This window comes from Bartonella bilalgolemi, from assembly GCF_023500045.1.
In the GTDB taxonomy this organism is placed as follows: Bacteria; Pseudomonadota; Alphaproteobacteria; order Rhizobiales; family Rhizobiaceae; genus Bartonella; species Bartonella bilalgolemii.
Window position 1 is genome coordinate 98,147 of the sequence record NZ_JAMCOF010000003.1, and the last position, 19,063, is coordinate 117,209.

11 protein-coding genes and 1 tRNA gene are annotated in these 19,063 nt (G+C 33.9%); 4 read left to right on the plus strand and 8 right to left on the minus strand.

The window, feature by feature from the left end:
- Nucleotides 1-30: 30 nt before the first annotated feature.
- Complete coding sequence (locus M4Z11_RS02775; protein WP_249675934.1) at nt 31-1,911, minus strand: ABC-F family ATP-binding cassette domain-containing protein; 1,881 nt, start codon at nt 1,909-1,911, stop codon at nt 31-33.
- A gap of 253 nt (nt 1,912-2,164) precedes the next feature.
- Here M4Z11_RS02775 and ndk point away from each other — a divergent pair, with 253 nt between their 5' ends.
- Entirely contained in the window at nt 2,165-2,587 is a 423-nt protein-coding gene (gene ndk / locus M4Z11_RS02780; RefSeq protein WP_249675936.1) for a nucleoside-diphosphate kinase, read from the plus strand.
- Between the two features lie 248 nt (nt 2,588-2,835).
- On the opposite strand, the gene pgsA is transcribed toward ndk, so the two are convergent.
- The 4 genes from pgsA to M4Z11_RS02800 all read right to left on the minus strand — a co-directional run bounded on the left by pgsA (nt 2,836) and on the right by M4Z11_RS02800 (nt 6,934).
- The gene (gene pgsA / locus M4Z11_RS02785) at nt 2,836-3,417 is read right to left on the minus strand and encodes a CDP-diacylglycerol--glycerol-3-phosphate 3-phosphatidyltransferase (protein ID WP_249675939.1); all 582 of its coding nucleotides are present in this window, start codon (nt 3,415-3,417) and stop codon (nt 2,836-2,838) included.
- A 71-nt stretch (nt 3,418-3,488) separates the two neighbouring features.
- Entirely contained in the window at nt 3,489-5,468 is a 1,980-nt protein-coding gene (uvrC, locus tag M4Z11_RS02790; RefSeq protein ID WP_249675941.1) for an excinuclease ABC subunit UvrC, read from the minus strand.
- A gap of 163 nt (nt 5,469-5,631) precedes the next feature.
- Nucleotides 5,632-6,477 carry a 23S rRNA (adenine(2030)-N(6))-methyltransferase RlmJ gene (locus tag M4Z11_RS02795; RefSeq protein WP_249675943.1) on the minus strand — a complete coding sequence of 282 codons (846 nt, stop codon included), beginning with the start codon at nt 6,475-6,477 and terminating at the stop codon, nt 5,632-5,634.
- 381 nt (nt 6,478-6,858) lie between these two features.
- Nucleotides 6,859-6,934: transfer RNA gene (locus M4Z11_RS02800), tRNA-Lys, on the minus strand.
- Nucleotides 6,935-7,421: 487 nt separating this feature from the next.
- Here M4Z11_RS02800 and M4Z11_RS02805 point away from each other — a divergent pair.
- Complete coding sequence (locus M4Z11_RS02805) at nt 7,422-8,972, plus strand: TerC family protein (RefSeq protein ID WP_249675944.1); 1,551 nt, start codon at nt 7,422-7,424, stop codon at nt 8,970-8,972.
- A gap of 149 nt (nt 8,973-9,121) precedes the next feature.
- Here the strand turns inward: M4Z11_RS02805 and M4Z11_RS02810 are convergent, their stop codons facing one another.
- The 3 genes from M4Z11_RS02810 to secD all read right to left on the minus strand — a co-directional run bounded on the left by M4Z11_RS02810 (nt 9,122) and on the right by secD (nt 14,485).
- The gene (locus M4Z11_RS02810) at nt 9,122-10,081 is read right to left on the minus strand and encodes a lysylphosphatidylglycerol synthase transmembrane domain-containing protein (RefSeq protein ID WP_249675947.1); all 960 of its coding nucleotides are present in this window, start codon (nt 10,079-10,081) and stop codon (nt 9,122-9,124) included.
- Between the two features lie 27 nt (nt 10,082-10,108).
- A complete protein-coding gene (locus tag M4Z11_RS02815) occupies nt 10,109-11,863 on the minus strand; it encodes a cation:proton antiporter domain-containing protein (RefSeq protein WP_249675950.1) in 1,755 nt (584 codons plus the stop codon).
- 96 nt (nt 11,864-11,959) lie between these two features.
- Complete coding sequence (gene secD / locus M4Z11_RS02820) at nt 11,960-14,485, minus strand: protein translocase subunit SecD (protein WP_249675952.1); 2,526 nt, start codon at nt 14,483-14,485, stop codon at nt 11,960-11,962.
- A gap of 597 nt (nt 14,486-15,082) precedes the next feature.
- On the opposite strand from secD, the gene M4Z11_RS02825 reads away from it, so the two are divergent.
- A complete protein-coding gene (locus M4Z11_RS02825) occupies nt 15,083-17,443 on the plus strand; it encodes a mechanosensitive ion channel domain-containing protein (protein ID WP_249676064.1) in 2,361 nt (786 codons plus the stop codon).
- 555 nt (nt 17,444-17,998) lie between these two features.
- Nucleotides 17,999-19,018 carry a ketol-acid reductoisomerase gene (ilvC, locus tag M4Z11_RS02830; RefSeq protein ID WP_249675956.1) on the plus strand — a complete coding sequence of 340 codons (1,020 nt, stop codon included), beginning with the start codon at nt 17,999-18,001 and terminating at the stop codon, nt 19,016-19,018.
- Nucleotides 19,019-19,063 lie beyond the last annotated feature (45 nt).

Sequence of the window (19,063 nt, forward strand, 5' to 3'; positions counted from 1 at the left end):
TACTAAGCGAGATAGCTAATGCTATGTTGGCTATGTTTTTGCATAATTTTTTGTTTCGTATTGATTAGATAAATCAAACCAAAGTGTTTCCGCTTCTTCTAGTTTTTTCATTGTTTTAGCGCGTTCTTTTGCTTTTTCAGAAAACTGATTATGGGAAAAAGCAGGGATTAATTCTTTGTCAAATTGTTCAATTTGTTTTTGAAGAGAATTGATCAATGCTTCAGTTTCAGCGATTTGTTTGCGTAATGGTGCAAGAAGAGAGCGATTTTGTGCATTGATCTTTCTTTGCTCATTTTTAGAAAGAAAACGTTCTTTTTTAGGAGAGGTATTTGTTTCTTTTTTAGAGGAAAGGCCAAGAACTTCTATGCGGTAAGTGTTGATATCACCATCATAAGGTAGAACGGTTCTATTTTTTACAAGCCAAAACTGGTCCATTGTCGCTTCAATAAGGTGACGATCATGAGAAATGAGTATAATTGCTCCATTAAAATTATTGAGTGCATGGATTAGTTCTTCACGACTATCAATATCAAGATGATTGGTAGGCTCATCAAGGATAAGAAGATGGGGCCCTTTGAAAACCATAAGTCCCATAAGTAAGCGTACTTTTTCACCTCCTGAGAGATCTTTGACTTTTACCATCATTTTTTCTGTTGATAGTCCCATCTGTGCTACTGTAGAACGTATTTTGGTTTCTGATTGTTCTGGCATTAGATAGCGCATATGTTCTATTACATTTTTTTCTGGTATAAGATCATCCAATTGATGTTGTGTAAAAAAGGCAATTTTTAGATGGGGAGCGAATGTTATTGTTCCTTGTTCTGATTTAATACGGCCTGCAAGTAATTTGGCAAGAGTTGATTTGCCATTTCCATTTGAACCTAAGAGAGCGATACGGTCATCATTATCAATTCTCAAATTTAGTTCTTTAAGAATAGGTTTCCCTTTTTCATAACCAATATTTATATTTGATAATGCAATAATAGGAGAAGCTACAGGTTTATCAGCTTTCGGAAAAATGAAAGATTGAGTATGTTTTATTTTCCATGGTGTAATTAGTTTAAGCTTTTCTAGTGCTTTAAGGCGTGATTGTGTTTGTCGGGATTTACTTGCTTTTGCACGAAAACGGTTAACAAAATCCTCCATATGTTTTTTTTGTGCTTCTTGTTTTTCCTGTTCTTTTTGTTGTGCTCTAATAGTTTCTGCTTTTTGTTGTTTAAATTGATCGTAATTACCACGCCAGAAGGTAAGCTTATTATTCTCGAGATGCATGATAGAGTTAACAGTATTATTTAAGAAGTCGCGATCATGGCTAATGAGAATAATTGTATGGGGGTATTGGTGTATATACTCGATGAGCCATAAAGTGCTTTCAATATCAAGATAATTTGTTGGTTCATCAAGCAGTAAAAGATCAGGCTCAGTAAAAAGTACAGCTGCCAATGCGATGCGCATGCGCCATCCACCAGAAAAAGAGGATATAGGTTGTTGGTGTGTATGAGGATTAAATCCTAGACCAGAAAGAATTTTACTAGCTCGTGCTTTTGCGGAATGAGCATTAATATCATTTAAACGTGTATGAATGTTCGCAATATGCATTGGATCAGTGGCTGTTTCTGATTCACGGAGAAGATTAATAAGTTCTTTGTCTGCATCTAAAATAATTTCGAGTAAGGACTGTTCAGTTGCTGGTGCTTCTTGGGAAACTAAACCGATTCGTGCTTTTTGTGGTATGAGAACCTCGCCGTTTTCAGGCGAAATTTCACCTGTAATAACGCGAAAAAGAGTTGATTTACCAGTCCCATTATTCCCAACAAATCCAGTTTTTGAGCCAGCGGGAAGTGCAACATTAGCGCGATTGATCAAAAGGCGCCCAGCTATCCGTATTGTAATATCATTCAACACCAACATAATGAAAAGTTTCCTTTACATGATTTTCCAATAAGCACAAGTTTACTCAATTTTTGAAGGAAAAATGATGATATGATTAAGATAAATGACTACTAATATTTTAATATTTTTATTGTATGAAGATTACGATCTTAAAAAGAATTATACAATTGAAAATTAATACAAATTTTCTTACCGTTACTTGGTAGAAGGTTCTTTACTTGTTATAAAGAAGTGAAGACAGTTTTTAAATGAAAGAAAGGTAGATAATCAAATGGCTGTAGAGCGCACTTTATCGATAATTAAACCGGATGCAACACGCCGTAATTTGACAGGGGCAATTACAAAAATGCTTGAAGATGGTGGATTGCGTGTTATCGCATCTAAGCGCGTGTGGATGAGTCGACAGCAAGCAGAGAGATTTTACGCAATCCATAAAGAGCGTCCATTTTTTGAAGAGCTGGTAATATTTATGTCTTCTGGTCCAACTGTTGTGCAGGTTTTAGAAGGGGAAAATGCAATCCTTAATAATCGTGAAATTATGGGAGCCACAAATCCTATTGATGCACAGGAAGGAACGATTCGTAAAGTACATGCTTTATCGATTGGTGAAAATTCTATTCATGGTTCAGATAGTGCTGAGTCTGCAAAAACGGAGATAGCTTATTGGTTTTCGGACATTGAAATTATTGGTTAATAAAAGGTCATTTAGAAAATGAAAAGTTCCGAAATATATTGCGGGACTTTTTTAGAAAAATTATTCGCTTTAAAAAGAACATGTTGATATGACTATGTCTAAGGTTATTTTTCTATCCTCTTAGATTGTAATTATATATGTGTCCTGTCTTTCACATGTTCTATGCGTTAGTTTAAGTAATGGTAAATGCCTTATTATTTAGTGTAATGAGACTTTATTCATGTATTGTAATTTGGCCGTTTATTTTTTTATGTGATAACATGCTTCAAGCCAGCGCGGAAATAATCCCATCCTGTCCATAATGTAAGCAAAGCAGCAATCCATAGCATAGCAATGCCGAATTCTGTTGTGTAGGGAATTATTTTATTACCGGCAGGTCCTGCTAAGAGTAATATAATAGCTATCATTTGTACAAAAGTTTTCCATTTTGCAAAACGAGAGACGGGAACACTGACTTTTAATTCAGCTAAATATTCACGTAGCCCAGAGACAAGAATTTCTCGGCAAAGAATAATAATCGCTGCCCAAAGTGTCCAGCCGGCGATAGTACTTTCTGCGGCAAGTAAGAGCAGGCAGGCAGAGACGAGAAGTTTATCTGCAATTGGATCCAACATCCGGCCAATATTAGAGGTTTGTTGCCAAATACGGGCAAGATAGCCATCCAAAAAGTCAGTAATAGACGCAATAATAAAAATAGACACAGCAGTCCAACGAGCAATATCGCTTGATTGTAGTCTCCCTTCTAAGAAAAAACATGCTACAACTAATGGGACAGCAATGATTCGTGCATAAGTCAGAATATTAGGAAAAGAAAAAGTATGATTTTTCATAGAGCAATTTTCAGTTTTTAGAGTATAATTTATTATATGAACGTAACAAGGCAAAGCTTATGAAACAAGCCTTATTTTTTATTAAAATAGCTATGAATTTTGTAAGCAATTGCTTTAGAAATACCTACAACTTTTGTTAAGTCTTCAACAGATGCTCTGGAAACTGCTTTAGAGCTTCCGAAATAGTTAAGCAAAGCACGCTTTCTGGTAGGGCCTATTTTTTCAATTTCATCAAGTGGATTCTTGAATGCTTCTTTTTTTCGTTTTGCTTTATGAGTTTCAACTGCAAAACGATGTGCTTCATCGCGTAGACGTTGTAGAAAATAAAGAATAGGATTGTGTGGGGGGAGTGTAAAAGGTTGTTTCCCTTTTATAAAAAACCGTTCTAAACCAGTTTTCCGATCAATGCCTTTAGCTATGCCGATTACAGTGATAAAATCATCTAAACCTAATTCAGATAACACTGCGTTGGTAATATTTATTTGTCCTTGCCCTCCATCAATTAATATAAGATCAGGCCACAGGGGACAAGAATCTTCATAGCCAATATTTTTATTTTTGTTAGGTAAACCATACGTTTTGAGAAGGCGTAAAAATCTTCGTTCAATTACTTCTTTCATCATACCGAGATCATCACCAGGTTTGATATTGGTAGAGCAAATATTAAATTTACGATATTGATTTTTTACAAAACCTGTTTGGTCAACAACAATCATTACACCCACTGCATTAGTTCCCATAATATGTGAGTTGTCATATACTTCTATACGGCGTGGAGTATGGGATAGTTGAAATGTTTTAACAAGACTATGAAGGAGTTTTGTATGTGCTGATGTTTCAGAAAGCTTGCGTTGGAGTGCTTCATGGGCATTAGTGTAAGCATGATTCACGAGAGCTTTGCGTTCTCCTTGTTTTGGTAAAGATAAAGATATTTTGTGGTTTGCCTTCAGACTTAATGCTTGAGTGAGAAGTATTTCTTCTTCAATTGTATTAGATAAAAGGATAAGCTTTGGAATTGGCTTATTATCATAAAATTGTATAAGAAAACTTGCTAGAATTTCAGAACTGGAAAAAGACGGATCTGCTTTTGGAAAATAGGATCGATTTCCCCAATTTTGGCCCATACGGAAAAAAAATACTTGAATACAAGTCATTCCTTCTTGTTGTGCAATTGCGAAAACATCTGCTTCTTTCACAGTTTGAGGATTAATATTCTGACGGCTTTGTATGTGAGAAAGAGCTGATAAGCGGTCACGATAGGTTATAGCACGTTCAAAATCAAGATTTTCTGCAGCTTTATGCATAGCTTGAACCATATCATTTTTAACTGACTGACTTTTTCCTGAAAGAAAAGCTTTTGCTTTTTTAACAAGTTGTAAATAATCACTATTGCTAATTTCATATGTGCAAGGAGCTGAACAGCGTTTAATTTGATAAAGTAAGCAAGGCCGTGTACAGTTTTCAAGAACTGAATCAGTGCAAGTTCGTAATAAAAAGGCACGCTGTAAAACATTGATTGTTTGTGTAACCGCTTCCGAAGAAGCAAAAGGACCAAAATAATGGGCTTTTCGTGTTTGGGCACCACGGTGTTTGTAGAGCGCAGGTGCTCGGTGATCATCTGTGATAATGATATAAGGTAAAGTTTTGTCATCACGCAATAAAACATTAAAACGTGGGCGTAATCTTTTAATTAAATTAGCCTCTAAAAGGAGTGCTTCTGTTTCTGTATGGGTAACGACAAATTCCATATGATTTGTTTCACGAATCATGCGTGTGATACGGTTATTGTGCCCATGTTCACGGGTATAATGTGAAACACGTTTTTTGAGATTTCGCGCTTTGCCAACATAGAGAATATCGCCATTTTCGTTGAGCATCCGATAAACCCCTGGTTTATAAGGAAGATTTTTGACAAATTCTTGGATGAGTGCAACGCCTTTAGTTAGGTTACTCTTATTTTTTTGATGAGCATTGTGCCATGTAATGTCAGATAAAAAAGGCAATTTTTCTTCATTTTTTGTACAGGGGAGTATATGATTGTCTAAGCTCATTAATGTACCTGAAACTATTTTATATTTGAAATATGAAATGATTGTTTTTAGTCAAGCGCTTTGTTTATGAATTGCTATTTTTTCTAGTTATGGCATCAAAATTGATAATTTTTAGTATGAATTTTTATTTAAAATACAAAATAACCAATATCGTAGGTTAGTTCTATGAAAGCCATTTTTGTATAATATGCGCATACTTATCTTGTCCAAGATGATTGATAAGGAAAGGGCCAATTTTTTTTATTTCGTCTTCAAGAAGATAAGGAGGATTAATAAGAATCATGCCACTACCATCCATTTTACGTGGGGATGCGCTTTTCCGAATACGCATCTCGAGTTGTAAAATTTTTGGAATTTCTGTTTTATGAAGTGCATGAAGAAAAATTTCAATCTCTTTATCATATTTAACAGGATACCATAAAGCATATACTCCTCCAGAGAAACGTCTATATGCTTTTACTATTCCTTCAATAAAACGGGAAAATTCCCCTGGTTGTTCAAAAGAAGGATCGATGAAAATGAGTCCACGCTTTTCTTTTGGTGGTAGGTGAGAGTTCAAAGAAAGCCAACCATTTAGATGCAGAATTTTTGTTTGGTAATCACCAGAAAAGTGATGAGCTAGAATTTGGTAATCTTCACGGTGCAATTCAATTGCGGTTAGTCGATCTTTTTTACGCAATAGTTGGCGAATGAGAATAGGAGATCCAGGATAGAATGCAATCTCTTTAGTTTCTTTATTGATTGCAAAAATAACGTTATACCATGGAGCAAGAAGTTCTTTTAAGTCTTGGGGGATAGGAATTGAGAGAAGTCGTCCGATGCCTTCACGCCATTCTTCTGTTTTATGTGCTTCTACAGAAGAAAGATCATAGAGCCCAATACCTGCATGCGTATCTATAACGCGAAAGGCCTTTTCTTTGCGCTTAAGATATTCTATGATGCGTGTGACAATAATGTGTTTAAAGACATCAGCAAAATTGCCAGCATGATAAATATGCCGATAATTCATGAGTAAAATTTATCATATATATAATTGTTTACCAAATTTCTTTTTAACGTAAATAATGACTTTTGCACTAGTAAAAGATCTAAAATCTAGAAAATTTAAATCTTCAAAATCTATGAAGATTATTAGAGTTTTAACAGCGTTGAGGATTTTATTGTAAAATTTTTAGAATAATAAAAATTTTGAAGACCATTGATATTTTTGAGTAGCTTAAACACATCCTATTACGTTTCTGATATCAAGATATTTTGCAGAGATAAACATTAAAAAATATTCTTTAAATTTAAGGGCACGCTGATAAAGTAAATCAATTGTAGACAGAAAAGATATTTGAATCTAACGATAGTATATTTTTATGTTTCTTTATTAACAAATTAATTTTATTGGTGGGTGATGAGGGAATTGAACCCACGACCCGCTGATTAAGAGTCAGCTGCTCTACCAACTGAGCTAATCACCCACATTTTTCAAGAGGTAAAAATAAGCACTCTCCTATAACGTTTCAAAAAGAAGATGTCTAGATAGACTTGTTGTTTTTAATCTATTTATATGGAATAAAGAGAGCTTATAGTTATGTTATAAGTTAAAAAATATTCTTCTCCTCTTGATATTATATAAAAATAAACCTATTAGTTAAGATATTCTATAAATAGATGTTCTACTTAATGTAGAGCGATAATTGGAGGGTCGTCGAGCGTAATGCCCGGGCAAGATTCAGGAGAACCTTCTTGTAGTGTCAAGAGGTGTGCGTTATTATTGTTTTTTATAGATTCCATCAATAACCATATGGGTTCAAACACTGCTTTGAAGAAACTTACTTTTGCATGTAATTTATTTGTACTCAATATTATTGATTACTTATGCGGATGAAAGTTTATGATTTTTTTCATCAGCAACATGTGTTTAAGCTTTTTAGTTTTAAAGATATTTTTAAAGGGTGAGCTATAATGGAGTGGATCACTGATCCCCATGCGTGGTTTGGCTTGGTTACATTAATTTTTCTCGAAATTGTTTTAGGCATAGACAATCTTATTTTTATTGCGATCTTAGCAGAAAAATTACCGTTACATTTACGTGATCGTGCATGTTTTATAGGTCTAACTTTAGCGTTATTGATGCGACTTTGTCTTCTCACAGTTATTGGTTGGGTAATGAGTTTTGATAAGGTAATTCTTTCCATCTCATCCTTTGTATTTAGTTGGCATAACCTAATCTTGATTGGTGGTGGAGCTTTTTTATTAGCGAAAGGAACATTGGAATTACACGAAAGACTAGAAGGTACGATGCATACACAAAAAAAAGGAGTTATTTATGCTGTTTTTTGGCAAGTGATTATTCAAATTGTTGTGCTTGATGCAGTATTTTCTCTTGATAGTATTATCACTGCAACGGGTATGATTGCTAAAGACCAAACAATGGTTATGTATATAGCGGTTATTATCGCTATGGGTGTGATGATGTGGGGATCAGGAGTCCTTATGAATTTTATTAATCGTCATCCTACTATTGTGATTCTGTGTCTTGGTTTCTTGATGATGATTGGTTTTGCTCTCATTGTTGAGGGCTTTGGCTTTCATATTCCAAAGGGTTATTTGTACGCTGCTATTGGTTTTTCAGTTGTCATTGAAGTTTTTAATCAAATTGGACGTCGTAATCGTGAAAAAATGATTACGACAAATGATCTACGTGAACGGACGGCTGATGCTGTTTTGAGGCTTTTAGGAGGTGGGAAAAAAGGTGGAAATCTTAGTGAAACTGTAGATGTCATTGTTGAACAAGCTACTACTTCAGAAATTTTTCGGCCAGAAGAAAAAGAAATGATTCGTGGTGTCCTTGATTTAGCAGATCGCCCTGTACGTTCTATTATGTCACCACGTAATGAGATTGAATGGTTAGATTTAAATGGTGACGAAAATGCAATGCGTGAAGAATTGCAACGAGTTAAGCATAGTCGCTTAGTTCTTGCGCGTGAAAAAGTAGATGAATTTGTCGGTGTCGCTTTGACGAAAGACCTTCTTTTAAATTTAGCTGAAGGTAAAAAGATTAATTGGCAAAAAGCTATGCGTGAGCCACTTGTTGTTCATGAGAATACAGGTGTTTTAAGATTAATGGAAAAATTACGCCATTCTTCAATTCAGCTTGCGATTATTGTTGATGAGCATGGATCTTTGAAAGGTATTGCAACACCAACAGATATTTTTGAAGCGATTGCAGGTGATTTTCCTGATGATGATGAATCTGTTGTGGCAGAAAAACTCGAAGACGGAAATCTACTTGTTGAGGGATATGCTGATATCCGTCGTTTAAGCGGTTACCTTGAGCGTGATCTTGTTGATGAAGCAGACCGTTATACTACCCTTGCAGGGTTTATGCTTTGGCGTTTGGGGTATTTACCGAATGAAGGTGAAAGTTTTGAAGCTGAAGGTTTATGTTTTAAAGTCGTTGAAATGGATCGCCGGAATATCTCTAAAGTTCTTATTTCTCCAATTGTTGTGTAGTAGAAATACTAATTGTTGTGGTAATTACGCAAATATTATCACGTAAGCAAATTGCTCATCATATATGAAGAGATTAGGCTTTAAACAAGTTTTCCTGTGGAAATCTTATTAGTTAAGTTTAGGTATTAATTTGTATCAACATAGTATAATTATTTTTTATTTAGGCGGTTTTTTTGTATTCGTTTAAGATATTGTTTGGTTTCAAAAATTGCTATAAAGAATAGTGAAATGATAAACGGTATGATCAAATAAAGCATTCTAAATACGATAAGTGCTGCAATAACATCAGTAGGGTCTACATTAGGCATACCTGTTATAAATAAAGCCTCAAGTACTCCCATACCTCCTGCAGGGGCATTGGAGAGAAGAGTTACAGAGAAAGATGCAAGGAATACACCAAGTACAGAGATAAAATTAATATCAGCGTCATGTGGTAGCACAGCATATATAATTCCTGCTGCTCCTAAAATCTCTAATGGGCTAATAATAAGTTGTCGAATAACAATTTTAAGCCGTGGATAAAAAAGCTGAATTTTTTTACTTATACGTAAGGGTTTTAACTGCAGCCAACTACCGAAAATATAAAGAGCTATACAGATGAGTAAAATCACACCAATTATCTTTCCTAACCATTTAGGAAGATCATTATGAATGAGGGTAATAATTTCTGGTTGTAAAATTAAAACAATACCAGAAAGTAAGATTGTACCAATTACAAAAGTGAATGAACAAAAACCGACTAATATAGCAATCTCTGTGCCACTTAGCCCTTTTATTGTATAAGCGCGATAACGTACGACAGCACCAGAAAAAACCGATGCACCGATATTATGTGAGAGTGCATAAGTAGTGAATGAACATACAGCTATAAATATCCAAGAAATTTTACGACCAAGATGTTGCAAGGCAATTCGATCATAACCAGCAAGAGCTGTATAAGCAATGAATGAGCAAAGACACGCTAAAAGCCAATGATGTGTGCTTAAATTAGAAAGACGTTCTAATACAGCACTAAACGAAATAGCAGATAACTTTATATAAAGAATGCGAATCGATATCAACATTGCTAAAATGCCAATAAATGGCCATATAAATTTCTGTAGTTTCACACTTCATTTACCCGTTTTGGTTTTTGTTTATATTTTTTGTAAAGTTAATTCATTATTAGGCGTATTCATTACAGATCGCTGTCCAATTATATACTCAATAAAACCATTAGCGATTTCTTTGTCATTTGTTACTACAACATCTGCTCCTAAATCCATTAAATAAGATGTTTCTGCTTCAGATAGTGCATGAGCAATTATTTGAAGGTTTTTGTTCAGATGGCGTATATTTACTATACATTGTCCCGCTTCAATAGTACTTCGCATTGTAATAACGACTTTACATGCGCTTTTAATATTGGCTGCATTAATAATTTCCTTTTTAATGATATTGCCACAAATGGTTTCGATTCCATTTGCTATTGCTTTATCAGCAAGACGCTTTGATTCTTCAACTACTATAATAGGCTGACCTCTTTCCATTAAAGATAATGTTATGTATTTTCCAATACAGCTATAACCAATAATCACAATATGGTCAGTTTTTGAAGTAATTGATAGAGATTCTTCATCGGAATCTTCAGGATTGATATTAATAATTGTTTGTTTATCTTGCGAGTTAGCAGAAGAATTTTCTAGATATTTTTTAATTTTATCAACAGCAATAAAAACAAGGGGATTGAGCAAGATAGAAAGAATAGCACCTCCAAGAATTAAATCGCGAGCGTTGTTATTTAAAAGCCCAAGGCTTGACCCAAGTCCTGCAAGGATAAAAGAAAATTCTCCAATTTGTGCCAGACTGGCCGAAATAGTTAAAGCTATTCCATTAGAATAGCGGAAAGCTTTAACAATAAAAAAAGCAACAGCAGATTTTCCTATGATGATAATCGATAAGGTTGCGAGAAGAGAAAAAAAGTTGGTCAGAATTTTCATAGGATCGAATAACATACCCACAGAAACAAAAAAAAGAACTGAGAATGCATCTCGCAGTGGTAAAGATTCTTCTGCTGCACGATGACTTAATTCTGACTCGCTCATCATCATACCTGCAAAAAAGGCACCGAGAGACAGTGAAACACCAAATAAATGAGCGGCTCCAAAAGCTACTCCTAATGCAATAGCAAAAACACTAAGGCGAAATAATTCACGCGATCCAGATTGTGCGCTCGCTTTTAGTAGCCACGGTATAAAACGCTTTCCAATAACGAACATTAGAGCAAAAAATACAATGATTTTTAAAATTGTTAAGCCAACAATTCCCCAGGTGTTTAAATTGAGCCATTGAATAAGAGGGTCGATTGGTTCCTTTTTTGCGTTACCAAGGATATTTGCTAGTGCAGGCATAAGAACTAGTATTAGAACCATAGCTAAATCTTCAATAATTAACCAGCCAATGGCAATACGTCCTTTTTCTGTTTCAATCAGGTATCGTTCTTGCAGAGCACGCAGCAAGATCACAGTACTTGCCGTCGATAATGCTAAACCAAATACTAAACCATCACTAAATCCCCATCCCATAATCCAACCGAGGCATAAGCCAAGAAAAGTAGCAAATACCATTTGTATAATAGCTGCAGGAATAGCTATGGCTTTAACAGATAAAAGATCTTTTAATGAAAAATGCAGTCCAACACCAAACATCAGCAAAATAACGCCGATTTCAGCAAGTTGGTTGATCAAAACAGAATCTACTTTAAAACTTCCGACATTAGGTCCTACGACGACACCAGCTAATAGATATCCTACTAATGGAGAGATACGCAAACGGTTAGCAATCATTCCGAAAATAAATGCTAGACATAAACCTGCAACAATAGTTGTAATTAATGGCGTATCGTGAGGCATAATTATAGTATAGTGCTTTCTTTAGAAATAGTTGTCACAATGATTATAATTTTTAAAAAGAGAAAAATAACATATTATATAAATTAACGCGCTATTTTAATTGGTAGCTATATAATTTGAATTGTTGTTTCTTTTATTCTTCCTATAGCACCAATTATTTAATAATAATAAAATAGGAGCTGCAATAAAAATAGAAGAGGATGTTGCAATAATAATTCCAAAGACTATTGGCCATGCAAAATTATTAACAGCGCTTCCTCCCCATAGAGCCATAGGTAACATAGCTAATATCGTAGTGGCTGATGTAAAAATACAGCGTATAAAGACCTGATTAATTGAAAGATCAATTATTTCACGCAGCGGTATTTGTTTATAAAGACGCATATTTTCACGCATTCGATCATACACAACGACTTTATCATTAATTGAATAACCAACAATTGTCAAAAGAGCAGCGATGGCTGTTAAATTGAAATCAAACTGAAATAAAACAAAAAAACCAATCATTTTTGTAATATCAAGGATAAGTGTAACTATTGCTCCAATAGCAAAAAACCATTCAAAGCGCCACCAGATATAGAAAGACATAGCGACTATTGCTAGAATGACAGCAGTAATACCAGCTGTAGCAAGCTCACCTGAAATTTTAGGACCAACAATTTCTGTTTGATTGAATGTTGTATCTGGGTCAATGCTTTGCAAAGTTTTTTTGACTTTATCAATAGCAATAGTGTGTTGAATTTCTCCACCACTTTGTTGCTGTATGCGAATCAGTATTGTATTTTCATTATCAATATTTTGTAATGTAACTTCACCAATATTAAGAGCAGAAAGATGTGAACGCAAAATTGCCAAATTTGCGGGTGTTTTTGTCGTAATGGTCATTTGGCTGCCACCAACGAAATCAATTCCAAAGTTTAAACCAGGTTTAAAAAACAAAAAAATTGAAAACAGAGATAAAACGATTGAAATACCAATACCAATGAAACGAGCATTCATAAAACGAAAAGTGGTGTTTTTAGGGATAAAATTGAAAAAAGACTTAAGCTGCAATTTTTTTATTTTCCATTTCTTCACTACCCAAATCATCATAATTCGTACTATGGTGATTTCAGTAAACATTGATATAATAATGCCAAGCAGCATTGTTACAGCAAAACCGCGAACTGGGCCGGTACCAAACCAAAATAGTAAAACAGTTGCAATAACAGCTGTCACATTGGCATCAAGAATAGTTGCAAAAGCTTGTTTAAAGCCACGATCTAAAGCAGCGAAGGCACTTATACCTTTTTGACTTTCTTCGCGAATACGTTCATTAATTAAAATATTGGCATCAACAGCGATACCAATACCTAAAATAATACCAGCAATGCCAGGTAAGGTAAGCGTTGCACCAAGAAGGCTTAAAGCAGAGAATATCAAAATAGCATGCAGTGCTATTGCTATATCAGCAATAATACCCCAGATGCCGTATAGAAGAAAAATAAAGACTGTAACGAGAATAAAGCCTATAATGCCTGTATATAGACCCATTTTAATAGAATCAGCGCCAAGATTTGGACCTACAGTTCTTTCTTCAATAACGGTTAATGGTGCCGGTAAAGCACCAGCTCTTAGTAGAGCAGCAAGAGTTGATGCTTCTTTGGAATCAAAATTGCCTGTAATTTGTCCTTGTCCATTAGGAATGACACTATTAATGACGGGAGCAGTTAAGACTTTATTATCAAGAACAATTGCAAAAGGACGATTAATATGTTGGCGTGTTATTTCTGCAAATATCTTTGAGCCGATAGAATTCATAGTGAATGAGATGATAGAGCGCCCTGGTATTTGCGGATCAAATCCTGCCCGCGCATCTTTAAGAACATTTCCATCTAAAGCAATTTGGTCATAAATTGCATATTTTTGATTTGTATCAGTATAACCAGAAAGAATTGAAACACCTATAGGTGGATCATTGATATCGACATTAGAAGGTACAAGATGAAAAGTCATTTTAGCAGTAGTTCCTATAAGATCACGTAATTGTTTTGGATCTTGTAGGCCAGGCAATTGAACCATAATACGATTGCTTCCCACCTTTTGGATAGCAGGTTCAGTAACACCGACTTGATCAATACGGCGGCGAATAATTTCCAAGCTTTGCTCGATAGCTTTGCTAACACGATCATTTATACCAGATTCAGTTAATGTCACACGAATAGTTTCATTTTGATTATTAATCGCAATATCACTAGTTATCGTACCAAAACTATTGTGTATAGACGTGATTAATGTTTCTAAAGTAGTAACGGTTTTTTTATTTTGTGTGGTATCAGAAAGAACAACAACAATACTATCTTCAATGATACGGATACTGGATGTATGAATTTTTGCTTCACGTAATTTTGTACGTACATTACTTAAAACTGTGTGTAACTGATCCCTCTTTAATGTTTTGGTATCTACTTCGAGTAAAAGGGAAGAGCCCCCCTGAAGGTCAAGCCCAAGTGTTACATGGGTATTAGGCAGGAATTTTGAATTTTTGATTTGTTCTTGCGAAAATAAATTAGGCAAGGCAACGTAAATGCCGCTTAAAAGAATGAAACAGTAAATAGTAGCCAGCCAGGCAGGTGTACGCATGATATATTCCAATTAGTAAATACGTTAAAATAATCAAAATTAGACGAGAAAAAAGTAAAATAAAATTGTTTTTATAAATCAAGTAAAAGAAAGTGAATGTTGATTTAAAAATTTTGCGTTTAAAGGCTTTGAAATTGTGTAGGGAAATTATGACAGGAATTGAGAACACATTCAATACTAATATATTTCGAAAAAGTATAGCTATTAAGCTATGGTATTCATAGGGTATCGCAATTTTTTATTTACAACTTTTATAACGAAATTGGTTATATCTGTTTCTTTGAGAAAAGAGCACTATTTAAATTTTACAATCATTGTGTTGTTTAGATAGATATAGGCTTTTGAACAAATGTTATCTAAAATGTTAGAATTGGATAAAAAAGGCAAATTATAAAGAAAAAGAATTTCTTTTTTACAATGTGAATGCAAAAAAAACACAGTTAAGTGCTTTTTTCTATTGTTGATTTTAACTTATAATTATCAGCATTATTGAATGAGAGAAGGTTTTTATAAGCTTGTTTTATAAAAAAACGAGATGTTTATCGCATATTATAATTTAAAGGGAGTACTCAATAAATGCTTATTCTTAAGATAAATATGTATTCACTTTTAAATAGAAACTTCCTTTTTTTCTTAATTTTTTTAACCAATGTTTTTTCTAGTTTTAGTGCATGGGGAGATTTAGCATCACCAACTGAGACAATTGCACAGTCAATAGGCTCACAATCAGTTGATAGAATTATTCAACAACAGGAAAAGGTTATTGAGACTCTTGTACAGAATATTAAAATTTTACAAACAAACTTAGAAAACAAGTCAGAAGATGTACATGTTTTGACAAAATGGAGATTACAGGCGCGAGATATCAGTAAACGAGCTTTGGACGGGGTATTTGTTTTGCGCACTTCTCTTAATGAAATTAATGAGGTTATCGGTCAGTTGACAGCATTAGATGATAATCCAAAAAAAATGGAAAGTGAAAGAAAAAAATACTCGAATATTATAGAACAAAAAAATAGGATTAATAACGCACTTCATCAATTGGAGGAAATATTTTTAGCTGCAAATGAGATAGCAAAACTGACAATTTCTCAGTCTCGAGAACTTTTTGTATATATGTTTAAACAAGTTAAATTTTCAATATCAATGCTTCAAGAGGTTGTTGAAAAAACAAAAGAGGCCTTTTTTGACTTTATTTTATTATTTGATTCTTGGTGGAAATTTGCATCTTATTTTAAACCTTTACAATTATTTTGTGCTTTTTTTATTCCATTTGTTGTTACCTTAGGTCTTGCATATTTTTCTAGTAAATTTATTACGCATGTAAAGTCTTATGTTTTCAAAGAAAATGATGAGGTATCTTATTTACAACGTTTATTGATTGTTTTGATTTCAATTTTACTGCCTTCTTTTGTATGTCTTATTTATGTTTATCTGACATTATTTCTATTTCGTAATTTTGGCACAGATATAGGAACACTTACAGACATATTTCATACGATTGGGAATCAAATTATATTGGTCTTTTTATTGAATCGTACAGCAGTTATTCTTTTATCACCGCATAGACCACATATACGTCTTTTAAATGTTACACCGTTGGCAGCATATCAATTAATAATTTGTATGACTCTTTTAGGTGTGGTGTTTGCATTGGATACGATTCTGGATAGTATTTATCGAATAATATCAGCATCTTTTTCTTTGATTATTGCAAAAAGCTTTATTGCTGTTTCTCTTGTAGGAGTATTGTTGTTTATTATCTCGTTTATACCTTTGCAATTTAAGCGCCAAAGTATAAGAGAGGAAGCACCGTCTTGGCTGTTTTATATACGTATTTTGTTTATTATACTCGGGTTATTGCTAATTGTAATGAATTTTTTAGGGTATATTGGTTTAGCTCGTTTTATTATGCAACAAATTGTGATCTGTGGGGTATTTTTGGTGTTAATGTATTTGGGGATGCGAAGCGCTTGTACTATGGGAAACGAAGGAGAGCTTATCAGAACGAGTGTTGGTCGTGCTTTGATGAAAAGGTTTCATTTAGAAGAAAAAACAATGAATCGATTGGGGATCATTAGCAGCATTTTTTTTAATTTGGTTGTTATTGTATTTTGCGCAATACCAATTGTTATGCAGTTTGGTTTTTCATATTCCGATATGAAAACAATGTTGTGGCAATTAATGACTAGTATTCAAATTGGGAATATATCCATTTCTTTGATTTCTATTATCATGGGAATAATCGTTTTTTTTGTTTTTTTATTTTTTAGCCGCTTATTTGTTAGTTGGTTAGATACTGCGATAATGGTGCGTGGAGAATTCGATTCTGGTGTACGTAATTCTATCAAAACAGTCATAAGTTATAGTGGTATTGCTTTATCAGCCTTAGTAGGGTTATCAATTGCAGGATTCAATGTTAGAAATTTTGCACTTATTGCTGGTGGGCTTTCGCTTGGTATTGGTTTTGGTTTGCAGAATATCGTCCAGAATTTTGTGTCTGGGCTTATTATTCTAATTGGGAGGCCGTTTAAATTGGGCGACTATATAGAAACTGGAGCAGTGCGTGGTATTGTAAAACGTATTAGTGTACGTGCGACAGAACTTGAAACATTTCAGCGACAAACAATTATTGTTCCCAATTCAAGTCTTATTAATAATAATGTGAGCAATTGGACTCGTCCTAGTAAAATGGGGCGAATTGATATACCTTTAACCGTTTCAACTAACGTTGATCCAGAACGGGTTGTTGAAATGTTATTGGAGGTTGCTTCAACAATAGAAGGAGTTTTAAAAAACCCTGCGCCACAGGCCAGTTTTACGGCATTTGATAGTAAGAATTTTTCATTTACTTTAGCTATTTATGTGCCTAATATTACTTCTACATCTAAGGTTACTAATGCACTTCGTTTTATACTTTATAAACGTTTTGTTAAAGAAGGAATTGTGGAATGCTAAAATATAATTATATTATTTTGCAATAATCTTATTAGACATTTTTACTACAAAAAGTTTTTTATGCAGTAATTAAAGACGCTGGTTCAGAAGTGTAGTTTCTTGTTTTTGCTGAAAGGAAAATTCTTTCAAAGATTCACTCAATTCCACTCACACAGTTATAACTTGTATGAAAAATTATTTTATTACTATTCGCTAATAGGCGAGCGTTTTATAGTAAAAATGGATGGTAGAATATATATTAAGAAGGATAAGGTATTTTTAGAATAGGATAGTTTATTATTTTTTATCAATATTATTTTGCATATTATATTAGTTGCTATAAAATCATCACTAAATTTTATTTTTAGATCTAAATATACTTTTACATTTTTTCAAATGTATAATTTGTTGTTTGCAATATGAAAATTTAAATTTATTAAATTTCATCTTATTATAAGCTTATAAGCGATGATGTGATTATCTGCGAGATATAAAAGTACTTAAGGGGAAGAGATTGCTTGTTACCCATAAAATTTCCGAGTTTAAATTTAAATATGGTTATAAGGAAGTATTGTTATGCATGTTTATTATGATAGTGATGCAGACGTTAATTTAATTAAAAAGAAGAAAGTGGCTATTGTTGGTTATGGTTCTCAAGGATGTGCACATGCATTAAATCTTAAGGATTCTGGTGTTAAAGATTTGAAAATTGCTTTGCGATCAGAGTCAGCAACAGTTAAAAAGGCTGAAGCAGACGGTTTTGAAGTTGTTAATGTTGTTGATGCAGCAAAATGGGCAGACTTCATTATGATGGCAGCACCTGATGAATTGCAAGCGGATATTTATAAAGATTCTATTCATGATTATTTACGTGATGGAGCAGCAATTGCTTTTGCTCACGGTTTTAATATTCATTTTAGCTTAATTAAAGTTAAAAAAACAGTCGACGTTGTAATGGTTGCACCCAAAGGGCCTGGTCATGCGGTACGTAGTGCATATCAACGTTATGGTGGTGTCCCTTGTTTAATTGCAATTGAACAGGATAATTCGGGACAAGCTCATGATATAGCACTGTCTTATGCTTGTAACATTGGTGGTGGACGTGCTGGTGTGATTGAAACCACGTTTAGAGAAGAATGTGAAACGGATCTTTTTGGTGAACAAGTTGTGCTTTGTGGTGGGCTGGTTGAGCTTATTCGTGCAGGTTTTGAAACACTTACAGAAGCAGGTTATGCGTCAGAAATAGCTTATTTTGAATGTTTACATGAAGTTAAATTAATTGTTGACCTTCTTTATGAAGGTGGTATTTCCAATATGAATCGTTCAATTTCCAATACAGCTGAATGGGGTGAGTATATATCTGGTCCACGTATAATTACTGGTGAAACTAAGGCTGAAATGAAGCGTATTTTGAAGGATATTCAGACAGGTAAATTTACATTAGATTGGATACAAGAATATAAAACTGGAGCAACTCGTCTTAAAAGTATACGTCGTTTAAATAATGTCCATCCTATTGAAGAAGTTGGTAAAAGAATTCGTACTATGATACGATCAATTAAATCTGGTGGTTTAGTTAATAAGAAGCACAATTAAATTGTATATTGAGTTAATCCGAAAGTGATAGATTATACAGAAGAG

Bases quoted from the DNA above. Each gene is read 5' to 3' on its own strand.
- M4Z11_RS02775 (WP_249675934.1), bottom strand. From the start codon at position 1,911: ATGTTGGTGTTGAATGATATTACAATACGGATAGCTGGGCGCCTTTTG.
- ndk (WP_249675936.1), top strand. From the start codon at position 2,165: ATGGCTGTAGAGCGCACTTTATCGATAATTAAACCGGATGCAACACGC.
- pgsA (WP_249675939.1), bottom strand. From the start codon at position 3,417: ATGAAAAATCATACTTTTTCTTTTCCTAATATTCTGACTTATGCACGA.
- uvrC (WP_249675941.1), bottom strand. From the start codon at position 5,468: ATGAGCTTAGACAATCATATACTCCCCTGTACAAAAAATGAAGAAAAA.
- M4Z11_RS02795 (WP_249675943.1), bottom strand. From the start codon at position 6,477: ATGAATTATCGGCATATTTATCATGCTGGCAATTTTGCTGATGTCTTT.
- M4Z11_RS02805 (WP_249675944.1), top strand. From the start codon at position 7,422: ATGGAGTGGATCACTGATCCCCATGCGTGGTTTGGCTTGGTTACATTA.
- M4Z11_RS02815 (WP_249675950.1), bottom strand. From the start codon at position 11,863: ATGCCTCACGATACGCCATTAATTACAACTATTGTTGCAGGTTTATGT.
- secD (WP_249675952.1), bottom strand. From the start codon at position 14,485: ATGCGTACACCTGCCTGGCTGGCTACTATTTACTGTTTCATTCTTTTA.
- M4Z11_RS02825 (WP_249676064.1), top strand. From the start codon at position 15,083: ATGTATTCACTTTTAAATAGAAACTTCCTTTTTTTCTTAATTTTTTTA.
- ilvC (WP_249675956.1), top strand. From the start codon at position 17,999: ATGCATGTTTATTATGATAGTGATGCAGACGTTAATTTAATTAAAAAG.